Genomic DNA, 21,226 nt, shown 5'->3' on the forward strand with positions numbered 1-21,226 from the left:
GCGCCTTTGATCGCATCTGGTGCAAGGGGCAAAGACGGTGCGTCGCTTTGCACGAGATGCGTGCATGCGTCGCCCCTCTTTGTAGCAGACATTGCATGACAAGAGTGTGGGCGGTCTTTAAAAATTCATTTTTTCCCCAATCACGATGAATCCTTGTATTTGCACAATAAATAACCAGTTGTGCCCGGGTGAAACCCGGGGGACGGTGAGCCAATTCACATAATAAGGTGGGTTTTGCGACAAAATCTGGTACATTACGGCCGTTTTTTTAATCAGGTGGCGGTGCCGTCGTGTTAGCATAGCTTGCCAACTTCGGCGCGCGCCCCGTCTATCGAGTGAAAAAGAGAGTCCATGACCAACATACAGACAGATAAATTAAGAAATATCGCCATTATTGCCCACGTTGACCACGGTAAAACCACGCTAGTGGATAAGCTGCTGCAGCAATCCGGTACGCTGGCTWCCCGCGGTGAGGTGGAAGAGCGTGTCATGGACTCAAACGACATTGAGAAAGAGCGTGGCATTACCATCTTGGCCAAGAACACGGCCATTAACTGGAATGACTACCGCATTAACATCGTTGATACGCCGGGACACGCCGACTTTGGTGGTGAAGTTGAGCGCATCATGTCGATGGTTGATTCGGTATTGCTGGTGGTGGACGCAGTAGACGGTCCAATGCCGCAAACCCGTTTTGTGACCCAAAAAGCCTTCTCTCATGGCCTAAAGCCGATTGTGGTTATCAACAAGATTGACCGCCCAGGTGCGCGCCCGGATTGGGTGATGGATCAAGTGTTTGATTTGTTTGACACATTAGGTGCATCCGATGAGCAATTGGATTTCCAAGTGGTTTATGCGTCAGCCCTTAACGGCTGGGCGAGTCTAGAAGAAACCACAGAAGGCGAGGATATGGAGCCGTTGTTCAACGCGATCGTTGATAACGTTGACGCGCCTGACGTTGATATCACCACGCCGCTGCAAATGCAGGTGTCTCAGCTGGACTACAACTCCTATGTGGGGGTTATTGGCGTGGGTCGTATCACCCGAGGTTCGGTTAAGCCGAATCAGCAAGTGACGATTGTAAGCGCCGATGGCAGCAAGCGTAATGGTAAAGTGGGCAGTGTTTTAGGCTACATGGGCCTTGAGCGTCATGACGTTGATGAAGCCTCTGCCGGCGACATTATTGCGATTACCGGTTTGGGTGAGCTGAAAATCTCAGACACGATTTGCGATCCAAGCAATGTGGAAGCGCTGCCTGCACTGACTGTGGATGAGCCCACTGTGACCATGACTTTCCAGGTCAATACCTCACCGTTTGCAGGGCTGGAAGGTAAATACGTCACTTCACGTAACATTCTCGAGCGTCTGCAAAAAGAGTTGGTTCACAACGTGGCACTGCGCGTCGAAGAGACAGATAACCCGGATAAATTCCGTGTCTCTGGTCGTGGTGAATTGCACCTGTCGATTTTGATCGAGAACATGCGCCGTGAAGGCTTTGAGCTGGCGGTATCGCGCCCAGAAGTGATCATCAAAGAAGAAAACGGCGAGAAACTCGAACCGTTTGAGACGGTGACCATTGACGTACTGGAAGAGCATCAAGGTGGCGTGATGGAAAGCATCGGCCTGCGTAAAGGTGAGCTGACGAACATGCTGCCAGACGGCAAAGGCCGTGTGCGTATGGACTTTGTGATGCCATCTCGTGGCCTGATTGGTTTCCAAACAGAGTTCTTAACGCTGACCTCGGGCTCAGGCCTGATTTATCATACCTTTGACCATTACGGTAAGTACAAAGGCGGAGATATTGGCCAGCGCATTAATGGTGTGTTGATCTCAAACGCAGCGGGTAAAGCACTGACTTACGCTCTATTTAACTTGCAAGACCGCGGACGCTTGTTTGCCGAGCACGGTGACGAAGTATACGAAGGTCAGGTGATTGGTATTCATAATCGTGCCAACGATCTGACAGTTAACTGTTTGAAAGGTAAGCAGCTGACCAACGTTCGTGCCTCAGGGACCGATGACGCGCAGGTATTGAGCCCAGCGATCAAGTACACCTTGGAGCAGGCGCTTGAGTTTATCGATGATGATGAACTGGTTGAAGCGACGCCGGAGAGCATTCGTATCCGTAAGAAGCTATTGACCGAAACCGAGCGTAAGCGCGCAGGTCGTAAAGGTTAATCACCCGGGCATCACCGCGCGATATGGACAAAGGGCACCCTCGGGTGCCTTTTTTATTGGCTAGCGTTTAATTGAGGGTTTGGATAAAGCGATTTGACGCTTGGATGGCGCGTTGCATGTCAGCGACTGCGCGGTCTATCTCGCCCGAAAGGGCATCCAGCTCACCTTGTAACGCACCAATTGCGCGGGCATTGAGGTTGTGTTTGAGATAAAGCCGGTTATCTTGCAGCGTGTTCAGTACCGGTGTCATGGTTTGTTCGGCACGACGCATGGCATCACGCAGTCGCTCGTATTCCTCACGAGTCTGGCGTAAGCGCTGCTCACTATCACGCTGCAGGCGTTGATTGGTGTACAAGTCTAATTCGTCTTCCCACTCATCAAACAACGCTTCAGAGACAGACTCAAGGGCATCGATGCGTTCACGCACGCGGGTAACGGCTTCATGGCTTGTTTGATACTGGCTATCCACTGCGTCGTAGGCGGCTTGTAGCTCCCCACCGTCAAACTGGGTGAGCTGGCTCAAAGCTTGCCGTGCATTTTTAAACTGAGATTGCGCCGCTTGCTGCGCATCAGCCGCGTCTTCGACTCTGTCGACCATGATATCGCGTTTATGGATGCCCACTTGCTCCATGGCTGAGTAATAGGCAGACTGACAGCCGGTGAGTAGGGTTAAGCCGATAGCAAACAGAAAGATAACCCGCACAGGCAACTCCTTAATCATAAATCATGTACACTCATTACGCTTAAGGCTAACACAAGGTTAAGGTGGAAGGATGCGCAAAATTGGGATCCTGGATGAGAAGACGTGGTGTCATCACCGTGATTGGTTGATGGCGATGCTGGCCCATTTATGGCGGCGTATGGGCGAAGATCGGCTCACGGTGAGTGCGGGCCATATGGCGTATGTCACGCTGCTATCCCTTGTGCCGTTAGTGACGGTGGTGTTATCCGCCTTTTCGAGTTTCCCTGGCTTTTCCGAGGTGGGAGACACCTTACAGCAGTTTGTGATCAACAACTTTGTGCCGGCGGCTGGCGAGGTGGTTGCACGCTACCTTAATGAGTTTGTGGTCAATGCCGGTAAAATGACGGCAGTGGGGGTGAGCTTTTTGTTTGTGGTGGCCATTATGCTTATTTCGGCGATCGATAAGAGCTTGAACCACACCTTTAAGATTCAGACCAAGCGACCCACAATGATCGCCTTTTCCATCTATTGGATGGTGCTGACCTTAGGGCCGATTCTTATTGGCACCAGTATTGCGTTGAGTTCCTATCTTACCTCGCTGTCGTTGTTACAAAGCGGGATTGCCAACGATTTATTTACCACCTTACTACGCATTTTGCCCTTTATCCTGACCACATTGACCTTCACGGGGCTTTATACCTTGGTGCCCAATACGCGCGTGCGTCTGCGTCATGCCTTTGTGGGAGCGGCGGTGGCGAGTATCCTGTTTGAATTAAGCAAGAAAGTCTTCGCCTTGTATGTCACCCATTTTCCGTCGTATCAACTGATTTATGGCGCGTTGGCAGTGATCCCGATTCTCTTTGTCTGGGTGTATTTTAGTTGGTGTATCGTATTGTTTGGTGCCCAAGTGACGGCGACGCTGAGAGAATCTGAACGCTGGTGGTCGCGCGCTCAAGATGCGTCATCTGTTCCTTTAACCATGGAAAAAGAGGAAACCCATGATCGCCCTCATTCAACGCGTGAGTGAAGCCAGTGTGACCGTAGAAGGTACGACGCTGGGCTGTATAGGAAAAGGCTTGATGGTGCTGCTAGGGGTCGAAAAAGGCGACACCGAGACTCAGGCAGCCAAACTGGCGCATAAAGTGCGCGGTTATCGTGTCTTTGAAGACGACGAAGGAAAAATGAACCTCAATGTGTCACAGGCGGGAGGCGAGTTACTGGTGGTCTCTCAGTTCACCCTCGCGGCTGACACGAAAAAAGGAATGCGTCCAAGTTTTTCAGGCGCATCACCCGCCGACGCTGAACGCCTGTATGAGATGTTTTGTCACGATTGTCAGCAGGCCGGCGTGAAGACGCAAACCGGTCAGTTTGCCGCGGATATGAAAGTCAGCTTGGTCAATGATGGGCCGGTGACTTTCTGGCTTCAGGTATAATGTGCGCCTAACAGGGAGAGATAGGCATGTTTAAAATCGTCACGCCACGCACAGAGCAAGAGCTTGAGCGTTATTATGACTTTCGCTATCGCATGTTGCGAGAGCCTTGGCATGCGCCGCGCGGCTCAGAGCGCGATGCCTATGATGGCAATGCCTGTCATCGAATGATTGTCGACAGTGACGATGATCCCGTCGCCATCGGGCGTCTTTACTTAACCCCAGACAATGATGGACAGATCCGCTATATGGCGGTCTCTCCCGATTTTCGTAATCGTGGTCTCGGGGCGCTCATATTAATGGCGCTGGAGTCGTTGGCGCGGCAAGAGGGAGCCAAGCGTCTTGTGTGTCGTGCCCGAGAAGAGGCGGTGAGCTTTTATGCACAACACGACTTTGTGCGTCAGGGAGATCTCAGTGATGAACGCGGACCGATCCGTCATCAACAGATGGTGAAACCTTTAGACCCTTTGTCTGATGTAGTGCGTCATCCTGAGTGGTGTACCGAACTACAGCAGCGCTGGCAAGAGCAAATCCCCATCAGTGATAAAATGGGGGTACAGATCAGCCAATTCACCGGCTATCACTTTGAAGTGTGTGCCAATTTAAATGCCAACCTAAATCCGCGTCATACCATGTTTGCGGGCAGTATTTTTAGTCTTGCCACGCTCGCGGGGTGGGGGATGGTATGGCTGTTGATGAAAGAGCGCCAACTCAGCGCGGATATCGTCCTCGCAGACAGCCATATTCGCTATCGCCGCCCGGTGGCAGAACGGCCAAGGGCGAGTGTCTCGCTGGATAACTTGAGCGGTGAGCTGGATAGGCTGGAAAATGGTCGCCGCGCGCGTGTCACGCTCGACGTTGAGTTTTTTAGTGGCGACGATAAGGCCGGCGTGTTTACCGGCACCTACGTATTGCTGCCATCAGACGATGGCGCCACCGCACAGCCTGCGCCTCAGTTGGCACTACTGCGTTAACGCACCCTTGGGGTGGCGGTTTGATAAATCGGCCAATCAATCGATACGGATGTCTCCCCCTGAAGAATGCCCGTGATATCGCCACGATCGGCTTTTAGAGAAAGTTGAGCAAATGGGAACGACTGCGACTGACGCTGTTTGGCCGGCGTTTTTTGAAACCACTCAGAAATTCGCGCTGGCCAGCCTTTATCTGGCATGACATCCGCGTGGCCATCTAATAGGGTGGCAGCGAGTGTGCCACTTAAGCCTACGTTGAAACTTTCAGTATCAGACGCTAGCCCAGACCATTGCCCTTGAAGATCGTGAAATCCGCTTAAAGGCAGCGGCCAGTTGAACCATGATTGATAAAGGGATAAGGGGACGTTGAGGCCGTCAACCTGGAATGACCACGGTAGGCTCGGTGTGTTGTAGTTCCACTGGCCAGAGGCCGCCAATTGCCCGTCAGGAAAGCCCAATAGTAATTGACGTAAATTGACGTGACCGTCGTTCGCTTCTAACCGCAAATAAGGCTCTGCTAGCCATTGTTGGTTGATGCTGGCATAGCTGGCGCTTGCGGTGAGCGTGCCATCACGCAGTTGCCACTGTTGGTCGCGACTGACACGCAGATCGCGACCGTCAATATCAATGCCATCCACTTTGACGGGAAACTGCGGCGATAACGCCAACCACTCATTGTGTTTGAGCGACAGATCGGTCACGACGATATGGTGCGGCCAATCTGGCAATGCGCTTATCAGCGGGCTAAGCCGTTCGCGGCTGAGAGTGAGGCCATTCGCGCGTAGCCTATCTATCTGCCAAGCCTGGGGAGAAAATTGGCCGGAAATCGCGATAAACCCTTCGTGCCACTGGCTGGTGAGTTGGTTGACTATCCAATTGTCACCGCGACGTTCCAGCTCCCCTAGAGGCTGCTCCCACGTGTGTCCTTGCCAACGGATATAGTCGGCATTAAACGAAGCGCGTAGCTGAGGCTGATGCCACCAAGGCGATTGAGGCGAAAACACTAATTGTTCCGCTGATAAGGTCAGTGCATTAACCGATAGCCGATCTGTTTCGGCACTGAGTTGACGAACGTCGGCACGATCGATGGTGAGTTGGGTGTCGGACGGCCAATGTGACAAGGCCTCGCGAAGCTGCTGTTGTGTTTGCTCACTGTCTACGATGGCATTGCTAATGGTCAATTGGCTCAAGGCGAGTGCACCAGGTTGCCATTGCCCTTGGGCGCTAAAGGCCGCACGTTGCCATTGAAATGAGAGCCCATTCAGTTGCCACCCTCTAGGGGAGGGAGTGGCATCCAGAAGTGCATGAGAGAGCGTGAGGCCGTGCCAATCGATATGTTTGGCTTCCCATTGTGCGCGACCACGGACCGATCCCCATGGTGAGTCGCCCTTTTGCCATTCATCAAGCTGGGCACTCACGTGGCGCGCTTGCCAACCTTGCCCAATGAGATCTAAGTCGTTGAACAAGACACGGCCGATTTGCACAGACGCAGGCAACATCTCTAGGCTAGGCGGCGTGCTCTCAGTCAGATCGATAGCCAGACCATCAACCCGCAGCCAATGAATGCGTGGCAATCGCGTGGCATCGAGCTGCACGCGCAGGCGGTCGGCTTGCCAATGTTGGGGACCGACGCGATAGCTAGGCTTGGTGAGGGTCAAACTCAGTGGTTGACGCCAATGATAGACCACCTGTTTGGCGGAGAGATCGCCTGGCAGCCAAGGCGAGACAACATGATGAAACAGCGCGGTGCTATAACGCGTGTGAAAGAGAACTGCTAACACCAATAATGCGGTGACACAGAGAATGAAAAAGCTGGCGAACAGTTTGGCCAGGATGCGCATGAACCAACCCTATCAAGGCAATCAGTAGCAATAAGACTGGCGCAAAAGTGCCGTAACTTCAACTATTAGCCAGTATAACCGTGGGGGAGGTGGCCCCGTATCGCACGCACGATACGGGGCAGGGGGTTAGTCTAGCTTAGGACCCGCTGAGACCAGTGCGGCCCCTTCGGGGGTATCGGTATATTTTTCAAAGTTATCGATAAAGCGCTGTGCCAGATCGTTGGCTTTGCTCTCCCACTGAAGGGGATCGACATAGGTATCACGCGGGTCGAGAATGCCGTCGCTCACTTCGTCGAGTGAGGTGGGCACTTCCAAATTAAAGATTGGAATTGACTTGGTCTCCGCTTTTTCGATGGAGCCATCTAAAATCGCGTCAATGATCGCCCGCGTATCTTTGATGGAGATCCGCTTGCCTGAGCCGTTCCAGCCCGTGTTGACCAAATAGGCTTCCGCGCCGGCGGCTTCCATGCGTTTGACCAACACCTCGGCATACTTGGTGGGATGCAAGGTCAAGAAGGCGGCACCAAAGGCGGCAGAAAACGCAGGTGTCGGCTCGGTGATGCCACGCTCCGTGCCTGCAAGCTTCGCCGTAAACCCTGACAAGAAGTGGTACTTGGTTTGCTCTGGGGTCAGCTTAGACACGGGGGGCAGCACACCAAACGCATCCGCCGACAAGAAAATCACCTTGTTTGCATGGCCGCCTTTCGACACCGGCTTAACGATATTGTCGATGTGATAAATCGGATACGAGACACGGGTATTTTCTGTTTTGGTGTTATCGTCAAAGTCGATGGCACCATTGCCGCGAACGGTGACGTTTTCCAGCAACGCATCCCGGCGAATGGCGTTGTAAATATCAGGCTCTGCCTCTTTCGATAGCTTGATGGTTTTCGCGTAGCACCCGCCTTCGAAGTTAAACACACCATGGTCGTCCCAGCCGTGTTCATCATCACCAATCAGCTGGCGTTTGGGATCCGTAGAGAGGGTGGTTTTCCCGGTGCCGGATAAACCAAAGAAGATGGCGACGTCGCCGTCTTTACCCATGTTGGCCGAGCAGTGCATCGACGCGATATCTTGCAGTGGCAAGAAGTAATTCATCATCGCGAACATGCCTTTTTTCATCTCGCCGCCGTACCAGGTGCCGCCGATGAGCTGCATGCGTTCGGTGAGGTTGAAAACGGTAAAGTTTTCCGAGTTCAGACCCTGCTCGCGCCATTTGGTATTGACGCATTTGGCACCGTTCATCACCACGAAGTCGGGCTCAAAGTCTTTCAGCTCTTCCTCGGTTGGGCGGATAAACATGTTTTTGACGAAGTGCGCTTGCCAAGCTACCTCGGTGATCACGCGAATACGCAGACGAGTGTTCGGGTTGGCACCGCAATAGCCATCAATCACAAACAGGCGTTTGCCTGATAACTGATCAGTGACGAGAGCTTTAAGATCCTTCCATACTGCTTGGTCAATCGGCTTGTTGTCGTTTTTGCCTTGATCAGACCACCAGACGGTATCGCGCGTGGTATCGTCGCGGACGATATATTTATCTTTTGGTGAGCGGCCGGTAAAAATACCCGTATCTACCGCCACCGCGCCGAGCTCGGTCACCACGCCTTTTTCATAGCCTTCCAGCCCAGGTTTGGTTTCTTCCTCGAACAGTTGCTCATAAGAGGGGTTACGGATGACTTCTTTGACATTTTCCAGACCATGACAGGAAAGATCGATGTCAGCGACCTCGGGTTCGACGTTCAGGACAGTCATAGGTGCTCCTTGGGGTAAGATGTTGTTAACTGTCTTTGTGCTAGCAACCTGAAAATGTGACTTCAGGGACTGACTCCATACAAGACGGCACACTGGGGTTATTTTGATTGTAGGGTACGGACCACCAGGTGCCATGTCATAGACATGGTAACGCTTAGTTAATCGTTTGCGCTACCCAAAGACCTATTATTGTTTGTACAAAAATAATGCGAGAAAAAATGTGAGTTAAGTCGGGTAGGTATAAGAAAAAAGCCAGCATAATGCTGGCTTTTGAACTCCGTCAGCTGGATTTGCTTCGGAGCGCTAAATATGTAGCACGCTGTTATTGCATTTGTGAGGAAGAGTCCGCGTTTTGCTCGAAAATGGCTGCCACATCAACACTATCGAAAGCGTAGTCTGTGCCACAATAATCGCAATGCAAATGAATGGTTCCCATTTCTGCCACCATTTTATCCACTTCGCTGCGCTCAATGGCGGCGATGGCGCTGGCACTGCGCTCACGTGAGCAGCTGCATTTGAATACCACCTCTTGTGCGGGATACAGCGTGACTTTTTCCTGGTGGTACAAACGATGCAGCACATCTTTAGCAGGCAAGCTAAATAGCTCTTCGTTTTTGATGGTGTCGGTAAGCTGAGCAAGGTGTTCAAAATCGCCCTCGTCGCCTTTGCCGTCGGGGAGCACCTGTAGCATCATCCCCGCCGCATGCGGTTTACCTTCATGCTCACCCGTACGCAGCCAAAGGCGGGTCATCAGTTGCTCTGAACGGGCGAAGTAATCTTCAAGACAGGCTTGTAAGCTGTCAGATTCCAGACCGACAATACCTTGATAGCGTTCACCATCGACAGGCTCGATGGTGATGATGAGTTGGCCTTTCCCCATCATCTCCGGCAAGGTCGCATCGTCTTTGATGTCGCCTTTGACGCGCGCGGTACCACGCAGCTGTTGGTGATGATCCCCATTAATCACCGCGAGAGAGACAGGGCCATCGCCTTGCAGTTGCACTGTGATTGAGCCGTTAAACTTGAGTGTCGCGGTCAATAAGCTAGTCGCGGCAAGCATCTCTCCCAGCAAGGCATTGACCGGTGCCGGGAAATCTTGGTTTTCCAGTATGCGCTGATAGGTGTCATCGAGCTTAACCAGCTCACCACGCACAGACACATCTTCAAATAGGTAACGGTGTAGTTGATCGTTTGACATGCAATTTCTCTCCGGCAATGGCGCGATCGCGGCCTTAGTCTATGCCTTGTTTAAACTTACGAATATCTCGGCGTTGCTTTTTATCCGGTCGCCCATCGGGACGCGGATTGTGTGCGTTTAAGCGACGCATTTCTGACTCGTGCTCGCGCTTGGCGAGGCTGCTCTCGGTTTCTTGGTACAGGGTTTGCGCGATCGGCGCTCCCTGTCGCTGCTCTGAAAGTGCCATAACCGTGACGGTTTTTTCATCATGGCCTTGGCGAAGGCGGATTTCTGCCCCAACCTCTACCATTTTACTCGGCTTAGCACGCTGGCCATTGTACTGCACTTTGCCGCCATCTATCATGTTGCGCGCAACGGAGCGCGTTTTGTAAAAGCGGGCGGCCCACAGCCACTTGTCCAACCTGACCGCCGTCAAAGGCGTTGATGTGTGGTTTTTCATCATCCAACTCCTGCGCAATCTGGATCGGCGACATTAGCACAAAATTTACTTTAGAGCAGTATCACAGCATCGCGGTTTCGCTGCCCGTCCAGTCGATGACTTCGATAAAATACCGGTCTATGACTGAAAAAGTCTCACTATCACAATGCGCTTTTGCTAGCATGCCCAGCTTTTCGTAATCTAATGATGGAACTTGCTGGCAAAAAAAGCCATCAATGGATAAACGGTGACCCAAATTGGTTTAAAAGGCATGATCTCTCAGGCAGGACGCCAACATAATCGCTTCTCTTTGTCGCCACAAACACTGCGTCGCGCTGCCCCTTGGCTCAATATTGGCCTAGTCTGCGTGCTCGCATGGTTGGCAGGTCGTCTGGTGTGGGCTTTTTATCAGCCTGCGCCTCCTACGCAGTCGCCTGTGGTGCACGAAGCGTCCACCTCTCAATCACCCGGGAACAGGCTGTCTCTTGCACCTGTGATCAATGCCCAGCTTTTCGGGCGTTATCAAGCCTCAAAGGCGCAGCGTCGACAAGCAGTGAGCGAGGTGCCGGAAACACGCTTGCAATTAACCTTGGTAGGGGTGGTGGCCAGTGACCAACCATCCCGCGCGTTGGCGGTGATCGCCAATCGCGGCCAGCAGGCCACCTATGGGGTGGGTGAGCAGGTGAACGGCACCCAAGTCAGTATTGACCAGGTGTTGTCAGATCGGGTGATCTTACGCCAGGGAACACGGCGAGAGGCATTGTTGATGCCAGGCGTAGAGGCGGATAGCACGCCGCAAACCGTCTTTTCACCGTCAAAAGGGGAGGTAGCGCCCCCAAAGCCCACGCCCCATGAGGGAGCCAGCACTGACTGGCCGGTCAATCTTGCGCAGCAGCTCAATCAAAATCCTCAGCGTCTATTTGATTATGTGCAGCTCGCGCAAGTGGGTGATGCCAAGGCGCTGAAAGGCTTTCGTCTCACCCCTGGTAAAAACCCGGTGTTGTTTGAACAATCTGGGTTGCAACCAGGAGACATCGCGATTGCGATCAATGGCCTCAAGCTCAGTCGTTCGGTGGCACTGCCCGACATTCTCAGTCGCATTCAACAACAGGGCACGCTTGATCTGGTGGTTGAGCGGCAAGGACAGCAACATGACATCTCGATTCAATTATAAATTACAACCACCGCTGCGCGCGGCAGTAGGAGCGTGACGTGAATTTAAGGCAACGACTGATCCCCTATTTCATCGCTGTGACTTTTCTTTTCTCTGGGCTGTCGGCGAGCGCGGCGGAATTCAGTGCATCATTTAAAGGCACTGACATTCAGGAATTTATTGAAATTGTGGGCCGTAACCTAGAAAAGACCATCATTGTCGATCCCTCCGTAAGAGGCACGGTCAACGTCCGCAGCTATAACACCCTGACTGAGGAGCAGTACTATCAGTTTTTCCTCAATGTCCTAGAAGTGTATGGCTTTGCGGTGGTGGAAATGGATAACGGCGTCGTCAAGGTGGTACGTGACAAAGATGCCAAAACCTCGCCCGTGCCTGTGGTCGGTGAAGCTGAAAACGTGGTGGGCGATGAGGTAGTCACGCGAGTGGTGGCGGTGAAAAACGTCTCGGTACGTGAGTTGTCGCCGCTGTTACGTCAGCTTATCAATAATGCGGGGGCGGGAAATGTGGTGCACTACGATCCGGCCAATGTGATCATGATTACCGGACGTGCCGCGGTGGTGAATCGCTTAACCGATATTATTCAGCGCGTCGATCAGGCTGGTGATAAAAAAGTCGAAGTCGTGCGCCTTGATCACGCGTCAGCCGCGGAAATGGTGCGGATTGTCGACACCCTCAATAAGCGTGATAACGCTAACACCCGCCCTGAGCTATTAGAACCACGCATTGTCGCCGATGAACGGCTGAATGCGGTGTTGGTTTCTGGTGAGCCTAAAGTCCGTGAACGGGTGATTGAACTTATCAAACAACTCGACCAAGAAATGGCGACCACGGGCAATAGTCGCGTGATTTATCTTCGCTACGCCAAAGCGGAAGACGTGGTAGATGTATTACAGGGCGTTTCGGATAATCTTTTGAAAGAAAAAGAGAAAAACGCCAAGCCGAGCGTGAATGATCAAGCAGTACAAATCTCCTCGCATCAAGGGACCAACTCACTGGTAATTACCGCCCCGCCCGATATTTTAAAAACCCTTGAAAGCGTGATTTCCCAGCTCGATATTCGCCGCGCACAAGTGTTGATTGAAGCGCTGATTGTGGAAATGTCGGAAACCGATGGGGCGAACCTCGGCGTACAGTGGGGCTCGCTGGAAAACGGCGGCATTCAGTTTAATAACACAGGTGTCGGCATTTCGAGTTACCTCGGCGGGCAAGAAGCCACTAAAGATAGAACGCGCACGGAAACGCGTGTCATCGACGGTGTTGAAACGCCAGTCGAAGTAACCGAATCAGGCGACTACTCGGCGCTTAATGAAGTCTTAGGTGGCTTAAATGGCTTGGCGGCTGGCGTGGTCATGGGCGATTGGACCGCTTTGGTGACGGCAGTGGCCTCGAACAATGAATCCAATATTCTGTCTTCGCCCAATCTGATGGTACTGGATAACCAAGAAGCCTCGTTTGTGGTGGGGGAAGAAGTGCCCGTCATCACCGGCTCGCAAACGGGCTCGAACAATGACAACCCGTTCCAAACCGTTGAGCGTAAAGATGTGGGCATCAAACTGAAAGTGACCCCGCAAATCAATGAAGGCTCGGCGGTGCTATTGGATATTGAGCAGGAAGTGTCCAATGTATTGGGTGCCAGTGGCGCAGTGGATGTGCGTTTTGGTAAGCGCCAGTTGACCACCTCTGTGATGGTGGGTGACCAACAGATGATTGTGCTAAGTGGTTTGATTGACGAACGTACGGTCGAAAGTGAATCCAAGGTGCCACTGTTAGGGGATATTCCCGTGTTAGGGCATTTGTTTAAGTCGACCTCGACCGAAACCGAAAAGAAAAACCTGATGCTGTTTATTAAGCCGACCATTATCCGTACTGGTTTGACCGCGGATGGTGTGACGCAGCGTAAATACAATTATATCCGCGCCGAGCAATTACAGCGCGCCCAAGAGGGTGTGAAGCTGATGCCCGACGCTGAGAAACCGGTGCTGCCGGACTACAACAGCGAGGCGGTGATGCCTGCCGAGGTACGCGCGCTAAAAGCGGAGCTAGCAGGATGAGCGAGCGCGCGACAGAGCTCAGCCGAGATCCAAACGCTGCCTGGCAATTACCGTTTGGCTTTGCCCGTCGTCATGGGGTGATATTACTCAATGACACTGAGGGTAGCGAGCGCACGCGCTTGCTGTGCTTGTCCTCCGTAACGCCAGAGACCTTAGCAGAAGTACAACGGGTGTTAGGGGGTAACTTAGCCCCTGAAATCGTCTCGGACAGTGACTTTGACCAACACCTCACCCGTTTGTATCAACGTGATAGCGCCGATGCCCAACAGTTAATGGCGGATATTGGCGCTGATGCAGACAGTGATGATTTTTTCTCTCTTGCGGAGGAATTGCCACAAAGCGAAGACCTGCTGGAATCGGAAGATGATGCGCCGATCATCAAGCTCATCAACGCGATGATGGGGGAAGCGATCAAAGAAAGCGCGTCTGATATCCATATTGAAACCTTTGAGCATGCGTTATCGATTCGCTTCCGCGTCGATGGGGTGTTACGAGAAGTGCTCTCGCCGAGTCGCAAACTGGCACCCTTGTTAGTCTCTCGAGTGAAAGTGATGGCCAAGCTGGATATTGCCGAAAAACGCGTACCGCAAGATGGCCGTATTTCAGTCCGTATTGGTGGTCGTGCGGTGGATGTCAGGGTGTCGACCATGCCCTCCTCCCATGGCGAGCGCGTGGTCATGCGTTTACTCGATAAGCATGCGGTCCAGCTCGACTTAGCTCAGCTGGGTATGGCGCCTGACCTTCACCAAGGGTTCCGAGCGCTTATTCACAAGCCTCATGGTATTTTGTTGGTCACCGGGCCGACCGGGTCGGGGAAATCCACCACCCTATATGCTGGGTTACAAACCATTAACAGTGAGGATCGTAATATTCTCACCGTTGAAGATCCGATCGAGTTCGATCTAGCCGGGATCGGGCAAACTCAGGTAAACCCCAAAGTCGATATGACCTTCGCGAGAGGGCTGCGTGCGATGTTGCGCCAAGATCCTGACGTGGTGATGGTGGGGGAAATTCGCGACTTAGAAACCGCTCAAATTGCAGTTCAAGCCTCCCTGACCGGCCATTTGGTGATGTCCACATTACATACCAACACCGCGATAGGGGCGGTGACCCGCTTGCGCGATATGGGGATTGAGCCTTTCTTGCTTTCATCATCGTTACTCGGGGTATTAGCACAGCGCTTGGTTCGTACGCTGTGTGAACACTGCCGTGTGCCCTATCAAGCCGACGACACACAGCAACAATTGTTTGTGGATGTGGGGCTTGCCGATCAAGGCGATCCCATCACCTTGTATAAACCCAGTGGTTGTGAGCATTGCCACCAAAAAGGCTATCGCGGCCGCACCGGGATCCATGAACTGTTGACCGTGGATGAGAAGGTACAAGCGCTGATTCATCATGATGCCGGTGAGCATGCCATCGAGGAAGCCGTGCGAGCGCAAAGCCCCAGCATTCGCTATGACGGCTTGGCCAAGGTGCTGAACGGGGAAACCACCCTGGAAGAAGTGATGCGAGTGACCAAGGAGAGTTAATGGCTGCCTTTGACTACCAAGCACTGGACGCGCGAGGACGTAAACGCAAGGGCGTGATTGAAGCCGATACGGCACGTCAAGCGCGACAGCAATTGCGCGACAAGGGCTTTACTCCTCTCGAGGTCCAGGCCACGACCCGTCAGCGTGCAACACAAAAAAGCACGGCCTCTCAACCACTTTTTCGTCAGCGCGGACGCGGTATTAGCACCCAGGAGCTATCGCTAATCACCCGTCAGTTGGCGACCTTGATTGAGGCGGCGATGCCACTGGAGGAGTGCTTAAAAGCGGTGGCAGAGCAGGCTGAGAAACCGCGAATTGGCAGCATGATGACCAGTGTGCGCGCGCGAGTGATGGAAGGGTATACACTCGCCGATGCCTTGGCGGACTACCCGCAGGTGTTCGATGAACTCTACCGGGCGATGATTTCGGCGGGTGAAAAAGCGGGCCATTTGGGCACTGTGCTTGAGCGGCTGGCTGACTATGTGGAAAACCGTCAACGCATTCAAGCGACCTTGCTGCAAGCCATGCTGTACCCGGCGATTTTGACCTTTTTTTCGGTGTTGATTGTCGCCTTCCTGTTGGCCACCGTGGTGCCTGATATCGTCGGTCAATTTGTCCAAACCGGGCAATCACTGCCCGCATCAACCCAGTTTCTCTTAAGCGCCAGTGACTTTATTACCCAGTGGGGCGCGTGGGTAGTCAGTGGGCTAGCTCTTGTCAGTATGGGGATTCGTTGGTTACTGAAAGACACGCAAAGGCGCTTGGCTTGGGATAAGCAAAAGCTTTCTCTGCCCATTCTTGGCCGTGTTGCTCGCGGCCTCAATACATCGCGTTTTGCTCGTACCTTAGCGATTTGCACTGCCAGTGCGATCCCCTTGTTGGACGGAATGAAGGTTGCCGCGCAAGTGATCACTAACCAGTATGTGCGCAAACGGGTATTAGAGGCCGCCGATAAAGTGCGTGAGGGGGCCAGCTTACGTGTTTCGCTTGACCAATCCGGGCTGTTTCCGCCGATGATGCTGCATATGATTGCTAGCGGCGAGCGCAGTGGAGAATTGGAGCCGATGCTCTCACGCGCAGCCGACAACCAAGACAAAGATTTTGAGGCGCAAGTGAATGTTGCCTTAGGGATTTTTGGCCCGTTAATGATTGTACTGATGGCCGGATTAGTGCTTTTTATTGTGGTGGCCACCTTGATGCCAATCATTGCCATGAATGACATGGTGGGTTTGTGATTTGAATAATTTAAACAAGGAGAAAGCGATGCGTCGTCAACAAGGTTTCACCCTGCTCGAGGTCATGGTGGTGGTGGTGATTATTGGGTTACTCGCCAGTTTTGTTGCCCCTAACTTACTGGGCAACAAAGACAAAGCCGCGGTGAAAAAAGCGGTGGCGGATGTCAGCGCGCTCGAAAATGCGCTGGATATGTACAAGCTGGATAACAACCAGTATCCCACTACCGACCAAGGCTTAGACGCGCTAGTGACCCAGCCGCAAAGTGAGCCGGTGCCCCGCAATTATCCGGCACAAGGCTACATCAAGCGTTTACCGCAAGACCCATGGAATAACGATTATCGCTATGTCAGCCCAGGTGAGCACGGGGTGGTCGATATCTTTTCTCTAGGCGCTGATGGTCAAGAAGGCGGGGAAGGGGTTAACCAAGACATTGGTAACTGGAACCTCAACGAGCTGCAATAAACATGCGCCAAGCAGCCGGCTTTACGTTACTCGAGATCTTGCTGGTGGTGGTCATCGTTGCGGTGAGCGCCTCGGGCGTGATCATGGTGTGGCCTGAACCGGCCGACACCCGCACCCAAGAAGCCGGTCAAGCACTGTATCAGCGGATGAAGCTGTGGGCAGAGCAAAGCTGGTTGGAAGGACGTACCTATGGCGTGCGTATCGAGCAACAGCGCTATCAACTTTTAGTGTTGGGACAAGAACAATGGCAACCGGTCAGCAGTGACCGCTGGGCGACCCAAGGGCGCTTGCCCGAGCAAAGCCGCTTTGTCTTAACCATGGATGGCTTTGGTTGGCAGCAACAAGACAGGTTGTTCGAGGATAAGCCGCTGTTTGAGGATTTGTTTGACGAGGACGATGAGCAGGCAGTGGCGCCACCGCAAATCTGGCTACTGCCCAATGGTGAGCTGACACCGTTTACCCTGATGATTGAAACAGATGGCCGTGCGGTCTGGCAGCTCAAAGCCAATGAATTGGCGCAGTTTACCTGGCAGCGTGCAGGAGAGGGTGATGATGTTAGTGCGCGCTAACTCACAACAGGGAATGACTTTGCTTGAGGTCTTAGTCGCGGTAGCGATCTTTGCCGTGGCGGCGCTGAGTGTGATGAAAGCCACGGGGCAACACACCCGCTCACTGAGTCGCTTAGAACAAAAAACCTTAGCCGCTATGGTGGCGGATAACCAGCTGGCCGAGGTGGTGCTCAGCGCTAAAGTGCCAGATAAAGCCACGCAAGGCACGACTGAGATGGCGGGGCAACAATGGCAATGGCAGTTGGCGCCAGTCGCCACAGAAACCGGCCAGTTGCGTGCGGTTGATATGTCAGTGGCTGCCGCCGCAGAGACCGATCACCCGTTAGTGACCGTGAGGACCTATGTCGCCACGCGTTGAACGAGGATTTACCTTATTGGAAGTGCTGTTGGCGTTGGTGGTATTCGCCAGCATTAGTTTGACCGCCTACCAGGTGCTGCAAACTGTGCAGCGCAGTGATGAGCAGTCTCAGCAGGTGGGGCAGACCTTACAGCAACTGCAGCGCGCGTTGGTGATCATGGACAGTGACTTTCGGCAAATGGCGGCAAGACGTCAGCGGGTCGAAGGACAAGCGCCAACAGAGCAGCTGCTAATGGCTGGCTCTGACGTGCTGCAAAGTGACGCAATGGGCGTGCGCTTTACCCGCACCGGCTGGATTAACCCACAAATGCGCTTTCCGCGTGGTGAAGTGGTGGCGGTCGGGTACCGTCAGCGCGAGGGCAAGCTTGAGCGCTTGCGCTGGCGTTACCCTGACCAAGCGGCGAGCGATGAGCCCGCGGTGGCGACGCTGCTCAGTGATATTGATGATTTGAGCTTTCGCTTCTACGTCAAACAAAGTTGGCAAGACGGTTTCGATACTAAACACGCATTACCGAAAGCGGTTCAAGTGCGCTTTACCCACCCACGCTATGGCCAGTTAGTACGCACTTATCTCGTGGCTGGGCAAACCTTGCCGGCTCCCTTGCAGCGGGAGGCGCAATGAGTCGGCAGCGAGGCGCGGCCCTTTTAGTGTTGATGATGATCATGGCGCTGATGACCGCGATTGCCGGGAGCATGGCGTCGCGGTTATACACCAACTATCATCGCGCTGAAAACCAGCTGCATTTTCAGCAAGCCTACTGGTTTGGCAATGCGGTTGAGGGGTTGGCGGCATCGGTATTGCGTGAGAGCTTAGCAGGCAGTGAGACGGTGAATTTAAGTCAGGCCTGGGCAGAGCCAGCTCGAACCTTTCCGCTGGATGGCGGGAAAGTAAGTGGGCACTTACAAGATGCAAGCGCCTGTTTTAACCTTAATAGTTTACAGTTGCGCGGCGTCAAAGTGAGTGGGGCGACACCCTATGAGGTCACTGTGTTGCGGGCGCTGGTGGGACAGTATGTGGAAGATAGCTATCAAGCGGATGTTATCGCGCAAGCAAGCCGTGATTTTATTGATGAAAACAATCAGCTGGATCAGTCGCTCGGGGCAGAAGACGCGCACTATGAAAGCGTCCAGCCTGCGTATGTGACGGCGGATGCGTTGCTGGCCGATGTGAGTGAGTGGCGTGCGGTGCGCGGGGTGAATGGTGACGTGTTTCGGCGCGCCTCGCCTCAGCTTTGCGCGTTGCCTAGCGCTGAGCTTAAGGTCAATGTGAATACCTTAACCGAGAAGCAAGCGCCTTTGCTTTCTGCATTGTTTACCTCCGTGTTACCGGTGGAACAAGCGCAGCAGGTGATTGCGCAGCGGCCTGAGGCAGGGTGGAAAAGTGTCGCCGCGTTTATCGACACCTTGAGTCTCCCCGAGTTTGATGACGCCGAGCGAGAGCGAGTCGTGTCCCATCTCAGCGTGACCAGCGAGTTCTTTTTATTACAAGCCGATGTGCAGGTGGCCTCTGCCCAACGTCACATCCAGGCACTATTGCACTATCAAGACGAGGGCGAGGTTTCCATTGTGCGCCGTCGGTTCGGAGGAATGCGTGAGCGAACGACTGATAATAAGGATCAGTGATGCCAGCCAGCCCGTTTATTGGGCGCAGGTTCGTGCCAGTGATAACCAGGTGGTGGATAGCGGCTGTTGTCAGCAACTGTCAGCGTTAACCGAGCAAGCACAAACACGACCCGTGGTGGTGTTGGTGGACAGCACTTGGTTAACATTAACCTCGGTGACATTGCCCCCTGGATCTCGGCGCCAGCGCGACAAGGTGGTGCCTTACTTACTCGAGGAAGCCTTGGCGGAAGAGGTGGAAGCGGTACACGTGAGTATTGTTGACACCCAGGCAGACACGGCACAGGTGGCCGTGGTGGCGCATCAGCAAATGCAAGCTTGGCAACAAGCGTTGGACGAAGCCGGGATAAGTGCACGGCAGTGGATCCCCGATGTGCTGTGTATACCTTGGCAACCCGAGTCATTATCACTGTTGGCATTGGGTGAACAGTGGTTGTGCCGTTTGGGGGCCAATCAAGGCGTGGTAGGCTCGGCGGACTGGCTCACCTTTTGGGGACAGACTTGGTGGCGACAGCAGCAATCGCAGGCGGACAGTAACACGCCTGAGCAGACTCGTGCTCTTAGCATTGACGCTTACGGTGAAAGTGATCGGCAAGCGTCCAATCCCTTTCATGCCTTACCGTTTCAATCTGAGTGGCATACAGAGGCGGCGCTGCACGTGTTGGCCACGCACAGCCACTCGGTGACGGCCAATATACTGACCGGAGATTATCGACCGCAAAGTCAAACCAAGCAGACACTGAAACCCTTTTTACCTGCCGCGTGTCTATTGGTCGCTATCGCTGGTTTGCTTGGTGTCGAGCAATGGCTGGCGATTCGTGATACCCAGCAGCAAGCGCAGGCCCTACGGACGCAAAGCGAAGCCCTGTTTCGTCAAACCTTGCCGCAGTATGAGCGGATCCCGACGCGCTCATACATGGTGCGGCAAATGGATGCAGAGATCGCGCGGTTGGAAAACCAACAACATGATGCGGCGCTTTTACCTTGGTTGGCGCAGTTAGCCCCCCTACTCACAGAGGTGCCCGGTATCGAGCTTCAGGCACTGCGTTATCAAGCCAGTCGCGACGCCTTGATACTGCGGGCAACCGGCAATGATTTCGCCCAATTTGAACGCTTACGTGCTGCCTTGAGTGAGCATTATGCGACAGACTTGGGGCAGCTTAATCGCAGTGGTGAGACGGTCAGCGGTGAATTTACCCTAAGGAGCCAATCATGATCGCACGTATTCAGGCACAGTGGCAGTCGATCAGCGTGCGCGAGCAGCGGCTTTTGTTGGTTGCCGGCGGTGTGTTGCTGTTAAGTGTGCTTTATTGGGGCATTGTGGTGCCGATACAGACACAAGCTGATCAGGCACGGACTGCCGTGATCAGTGAGCGAAAGATTTACCGTGAGCTGCAACAAAAACGCAATCATATTATGCAACTGCGATCACAGTCTGGACACAGTCGCCAAGTGGTGGCCAGTCGAAACCAACCGCTTAACCAAGTGATCGCGGCCAGTGCGGGTGAGTTCAATCTGACCATTACACGGTTACAGCCTGGGGAAGACAGTGTGCAATTGGGTCTCGAACCTCTACCGTTTAATCAATTACTACGGTGGCTAGAGCAACTGGCGCAGCGACACGGGATTCAAGTCGTTCGCTTAAGCACTGAAGCGAACGATACGGCCGGTGTGGTGAAAGTCAACCGACTGCAGCTGGAGCGTTAAACCATGGCGAAAAAAGTACTGATAGGAGTAGGATGTCTGTTGGT

Annotated in this window: 20 protein-coding genes; 15 read left to right on the plus strand and 5 right to left on the minus strand. The window is 53.4% G+C overall.

Annotated features, from left to right (window positions below; all coding sequences use genetic code 11):
- The first annotated feature begins 351 nt into the window (after positions 1 to 351).
- A complete protein-coding gene (gene typA, locus BZG13_RS11015; protein ID WP_077486657.1) occupies positions 352 to 2,178 on the plus strand; it encodes a translational GTPase TypA in 1,827 nt (608 codons plus the stop codon).
- Between the two features lie 67 nt (positions 2,179 to 2,245).
- Here typA and BZG13_RS11020 read toward each other — a convergent pair whose 3' ends face one another.
- Complete coding sequence (locus BZG13_RS11020; RefSeq protein ID WP_106407232.1) at positions 2,246 to 2,899, minus strand: DUF2959 family protein; 654 nt, start codon at positions 2,897 to 2,899, stop codon at positions 2,246 to 2,248.
- Positions 2,900 to 2,951: 52 nt separating this feature from the next.
- On the opposite strand from BZG13_RS11020, the gene BZG13_RS11025 reads away from it, so the two are divergent.
- The 3 genes from BZG13_RS11025 to BZG13_RS11035 are packed head-to-tail and all read left to right on the plus strand — an operon-like array spanning position 2,952 to position 5,264.
- Entirely contained in the window at positions 2,952 to 3,887 is a 936-nt protein-coding gene (locus BZG13_RS11025; RefSeq protein WP_077486658.1) for a virulence factor BrkB family protein, read from the plus strand.
- Positions 3,859 to 4,293, plus strand: a complete 435-nt coding sequence (dtd, locus tag BZG13_RS11030) for a D-aminoacyl-tRNA deacylase (protein WP_077486659.1) — start codon at positions 3,859 to 3,861, stop codon at positions 4,291 to 4,293. The genes BZG13_RS11025 and dtd overlap by 29 nt, the downstream gene beginning before the upstream one ends.
- Before the next feature lie 26 nt (positions 4,294 to 4,319).
- On the plus strand, positions 4,320 to 5,264 hold the full coding sequence (locus BZG13_RS11035) for a bifunctional GNAT family N-acetyltransferase/hotdog fold thioesterase (RefSeq protein ID WP_077486660.1): 945 nt from the start codon (positions 4,320 to 4,322) through the stop codon (positions 5,262 to 5,264).
- Here the strand turns inward: BZG13_RS11035 and BZG13_RS11040 are convergent.
- From BZG13_RS11040 to hslR, 4 genes are all read right to left on the minus strand, one after another.
- Entirely contained in the window at positions 5,261 to 7,102 is a 1,842-nt protein-coding gene (locus tag BZG13_RS11040; protein ID WP_077486661.1) for an AsmA family protein, read from the minus strand. The two genes, BZG13_RS11035 and BZG13_RS11040, sit on opposite strands and share 4 nt — an antisense overlap.
- A gap of 126 nt (positions 7,103 to 7,228) precedes the next feature.
- A complete protein-coding gene (gene pckA / locus BZG13_RS11045) occupies positions 7,229 to 8,857 on the minus strand; it encodes a phosphoenolpyruvate carboxykinase (ATP) (RefSeq protein WP_077457377.1) in 1,629 nt (542 codons plus the stop codon).
- Between the two features lie 322 nt (positions 8,858 to 9,179).
- The gene (gene hslO, locus BZG13_RS11050) at positions 9,180 to 10,055 is read right to left on the minus strand and encodes an Hsp33 family molecular chaperone HslO (RefSeq protein ID WP_069360801.1); all 876 of its coding nucleotides are present in this window, start codon (positions 10,053 to 10,055) and stop codon (positions 9,180 to 9,182) included.
- A gap of 34 nt (positions 10,056 to 10,089) precedes the next feature.
- Positions 10,090 to 10,494, minus strand: coding sequence for a ribosome-associated heat shock protein Hsp15 (gene hslR / locus BZG13_RS11055; protein ID WP_100297981.1), 405 nt, complete (start codon positions 10,492 to 10,494; stop codon positions 10,090 to 10,092).
- A gap of 226 nt (positions 10,495 to 10,720) precedes the next feature.
- Here hslR and gspC point away from each other — a divergent pair, with 226 nt between their 5' ends.
- The 11 genes from gspC to BZG13_RS11110 are packed head-to-tail and all read left to right on the plus strand — an operon-like array spanning position 10,721 to position 21,182.
- A complete protein-coding gene (gene gspC, locus BZG13_RS11060) occupies positions 10,721 to 11,647 on the plus strand; it encodes a type II secretion system protein GspC (RefSeq protein ID WP_069360803.1) in 927 nt (308 codons plus the stop codon).
- A 56-nt stretch (positions 11,648 to 11,703) separates the two neighbouring features.
- Entirely contained in the window at positions 11,704 to 13,698 is a 1,995-nt protein-coding gene (gspD, locus tag BZG13_RS11065; RefSeq protein WP_198935522.1) for a type II secretion system secretin GspD, read from the plus strand.
- A complete protein-coding gene (gene gspE, locus BZG13_RS11070) occupies positions 13,695 to 15,230 on the plus strand; it encodes a type II secretion system ATPase GspE (RefSeq protein WP_077486663.1) in 1,536 nt (511 codons plus the stop codon). Before gspD ends, gspE begins: the two co-directional genes overlap by 4 nt.
- Positions 15,230 to 16,465 carry a type II secretion system inner membrane protein GspF gene (gspF, locus tag BZG13_RS11075; protein WP_077486664.1) on the plus strand — a complete coding sequence of 412 codons (1,236 nt, stop codon included), beginning with the start codon at positions 15,230 to 15,232 and terminating at the stop codon, positions 16,463 to 16,465. Before gspE ends, gspF begins: the two co-directional genes overlap by 1 nt.
- Positions 16,466 to 16,493: 28 nt before the next feature.
- The gene (gene gspG, locus BZG13_RS11080) at positions 16,494 to 16,928 is read left to right on the plus strand and encodes a type II secretion system major pseudopilin GspG (protein ID WP_077457367.1); all 435 of its coding nucleotides are present in this window, start codon (positions 16,494 to 16,496) and stop codon (positions 16,926 to 16,928) included.
- Positions 16,929 to 16,930: 2 nt separating this feature from the next.
- Complete coding sequence (gene gspH / locus BZG13_RS11085) at positions 16,931 to 17,497, plus strand: type II secretion system minor pseudopilin GspH (protein ID WP_077486665.1); 567 nt, start codon at positions 16,931 to 16,933, stop codon at positions 17,495 to 17,497.
- Entirely contained in the window at positions 17,478 to 17,855 is a 378-nt protein-coding gene (gene gspI, locus BZG13_RS11090; protein ID WP_235614237.1) for a type II secretion system minor pseudopilin GspI, read from the plus strand. Before gspH ends, gspI begins: the two co-directional genes overlap by 20 nt.
- Positions 17,839 to 18,477, plus strand: coding sequence for a type II secretion system minor pseudopilin GspJ (gene gspJ / locus BZG13_RS11095; protein ID WP_077486666.1), 639 nt, complete (start codon positions 17,839 to 17,841; stop codon positions 18,475 to 18,477). Before gspI ends, gspJ begins: the two co-directional genes overlap by 17 nt.
- Positions 18,474 to 19,478 carry a type II secretion system minor pseudopilin GspK gene (gspK, locus tag BZG13_RS11100; protein WP_077486667.1) on the plus strand — a complete coding sequence of 335 codons (1,005 nt, stop codon included), beginning with the start codon at positions 18,474 to 18,476 and terminating at the stop codon, positions 19,476 to 19,478. Before gspJ ends, gspK begins: the two co-directional genes overlap by 4 nt.
- Entirely contained in the window at positions 19,447 to 20,691 is a 1,245-nt protein-coding gene (gene gspL, locus BZG13_RS11105) for a type II secretion system protein GspL (RefSeq protein ID WP_158074890.1), read from the plus strand. The genes gspK and gspL overlap by 32 nt, the downstream gene beginning before the upstream one ends.
- The gene (locus BZG13_RS11110; RefSeq protein ID WP_077486669.1) at positions 20,688 to 21,182 is read left to right on the plus strand and encodes a type II secretion system protein M; all 495 of its coding nucleotides are present in this window, start codon (positions 20,688 to 20,690) and stop codon (positions 21,180 to 21,182) included. Before gspL ends, BZG13_RS11110 begins: the two co-directional genes overlap by 4 nt.
- Positions 21,183 to 21,226 lie beyond the last annotated feature (44 nt).

It is taken from the genome of Salinivibrio sp. ML323, assembly GCF_001995745.1.
In the GTDB taxonomy this organism is placed as follows: Bacteria; Pseudomonadota; Gammaproteobacteria; order Enterobacterales; family Vibrionaceae; genus Salinivibrio; species Salinivibrio kushneri.

Coding starts and splice junctions, on each gene's coding strand:
- BZG13_RS11020 (WP_106407232.1), bottom strand. CDS start 2,899: ATGATTAAGGAGTTGCCTGTGCGGGTTATCTTTCTGTTTGCTATCGGC.
- BZG13_RS11025 (WP_077486658.1), top strand. CDS start 2,952: ATGCGCAAAATTGGGATCCTGGATGAGAAGACGTGGTGTCATCACCGT.
- dtd (WP_077486659.1), top strand. CDS start 3,859: ATGATCGCCCTCATTCAACGCGTGAGTGAAGCCAGTGTGACCGTAGAA.
- BZG13_RS11035 (WP_077486660.1), top strand. CDS start 4,320: ATGTTTAAAATCGTCACGCCACGCACAGAGCAAGAGCTTGAGCGTTAT.
- BZG13_RS11040 (WP_077486661.1), bottom strand. CDS start 7,102: ATGCGCATCCTGGCCAAACTGTTCGCCAGCTTTTTCATTCTCTGTGTC.
- pckA (WP_077457377.1), bottom strand. CDS start 8,857: ATGACTGTCCTGAACGTCGAACCCGAGGTCGCTGACATCGATCTTTCC.
- hslO (WP_069360801.1), bottom strand. CDS start 10,055: ATGTCAAACGATCAACTACACCGTTACCTATTTGAAGATGTGTCTGTG.
- hslR (WP_100297981.1), bottom strand. CDS start 10,494: ATGAAAAACCACACATCAACGCCTTTGACGGCGGTCAGGTTGGACAAG.
- gspE (WP_077486663.1), top strand. CDS start 13,695: ATGAGCGAGCGCGCGACAGAGCTCAGCCGAGATCCAAACGCTGCCTGG.
- gspF (WP_077486664.1), top strand. CDS start 15,230: ATGGCTGCCTTTGACTACCAAGCACTGGACGCGCGAGGACGTAAACGC.
- gspG (WP_077457367.1), top strand. CDS start 16,494: ATGCGTCGTCAACAAGGTTTCACCCTGCTCGAGGTCATGGTGGTGGTG.
- gspH (WP_077486665.1), top strand. CDS start 16,931: ATGCGCCAAGCAGCCGGCTTTACGTTACTCGAGATCTTGCTGGTGGTG.
- gspI (WP_235614237.1), top strand. CDS start 17,478: ATGATGTTAGTGCGCGCTAACTCACAACAGGGAATGACTTTGCTTGAG.
- gspJ (WP_077486666.1), top strand. CDS start 17,839: ATGTCGCCACGCGTTGAACGAGGATTTACCTTATTGGAAGTGCTGTTG.
- gspK (WP_077486667.1), top strand. CDS start 18,474: ATGAGTCGGCAGCGAGGCGCGGCCCTTTTAGTGTTGATGATGATCATG.
- BZG13_RS11110 (WP_077486669.1), top strand. CDS start 20,688: ATGATCGCACGTATTCAGGCACAGTGGCAGTCGATCAGCGTGCGCGAG.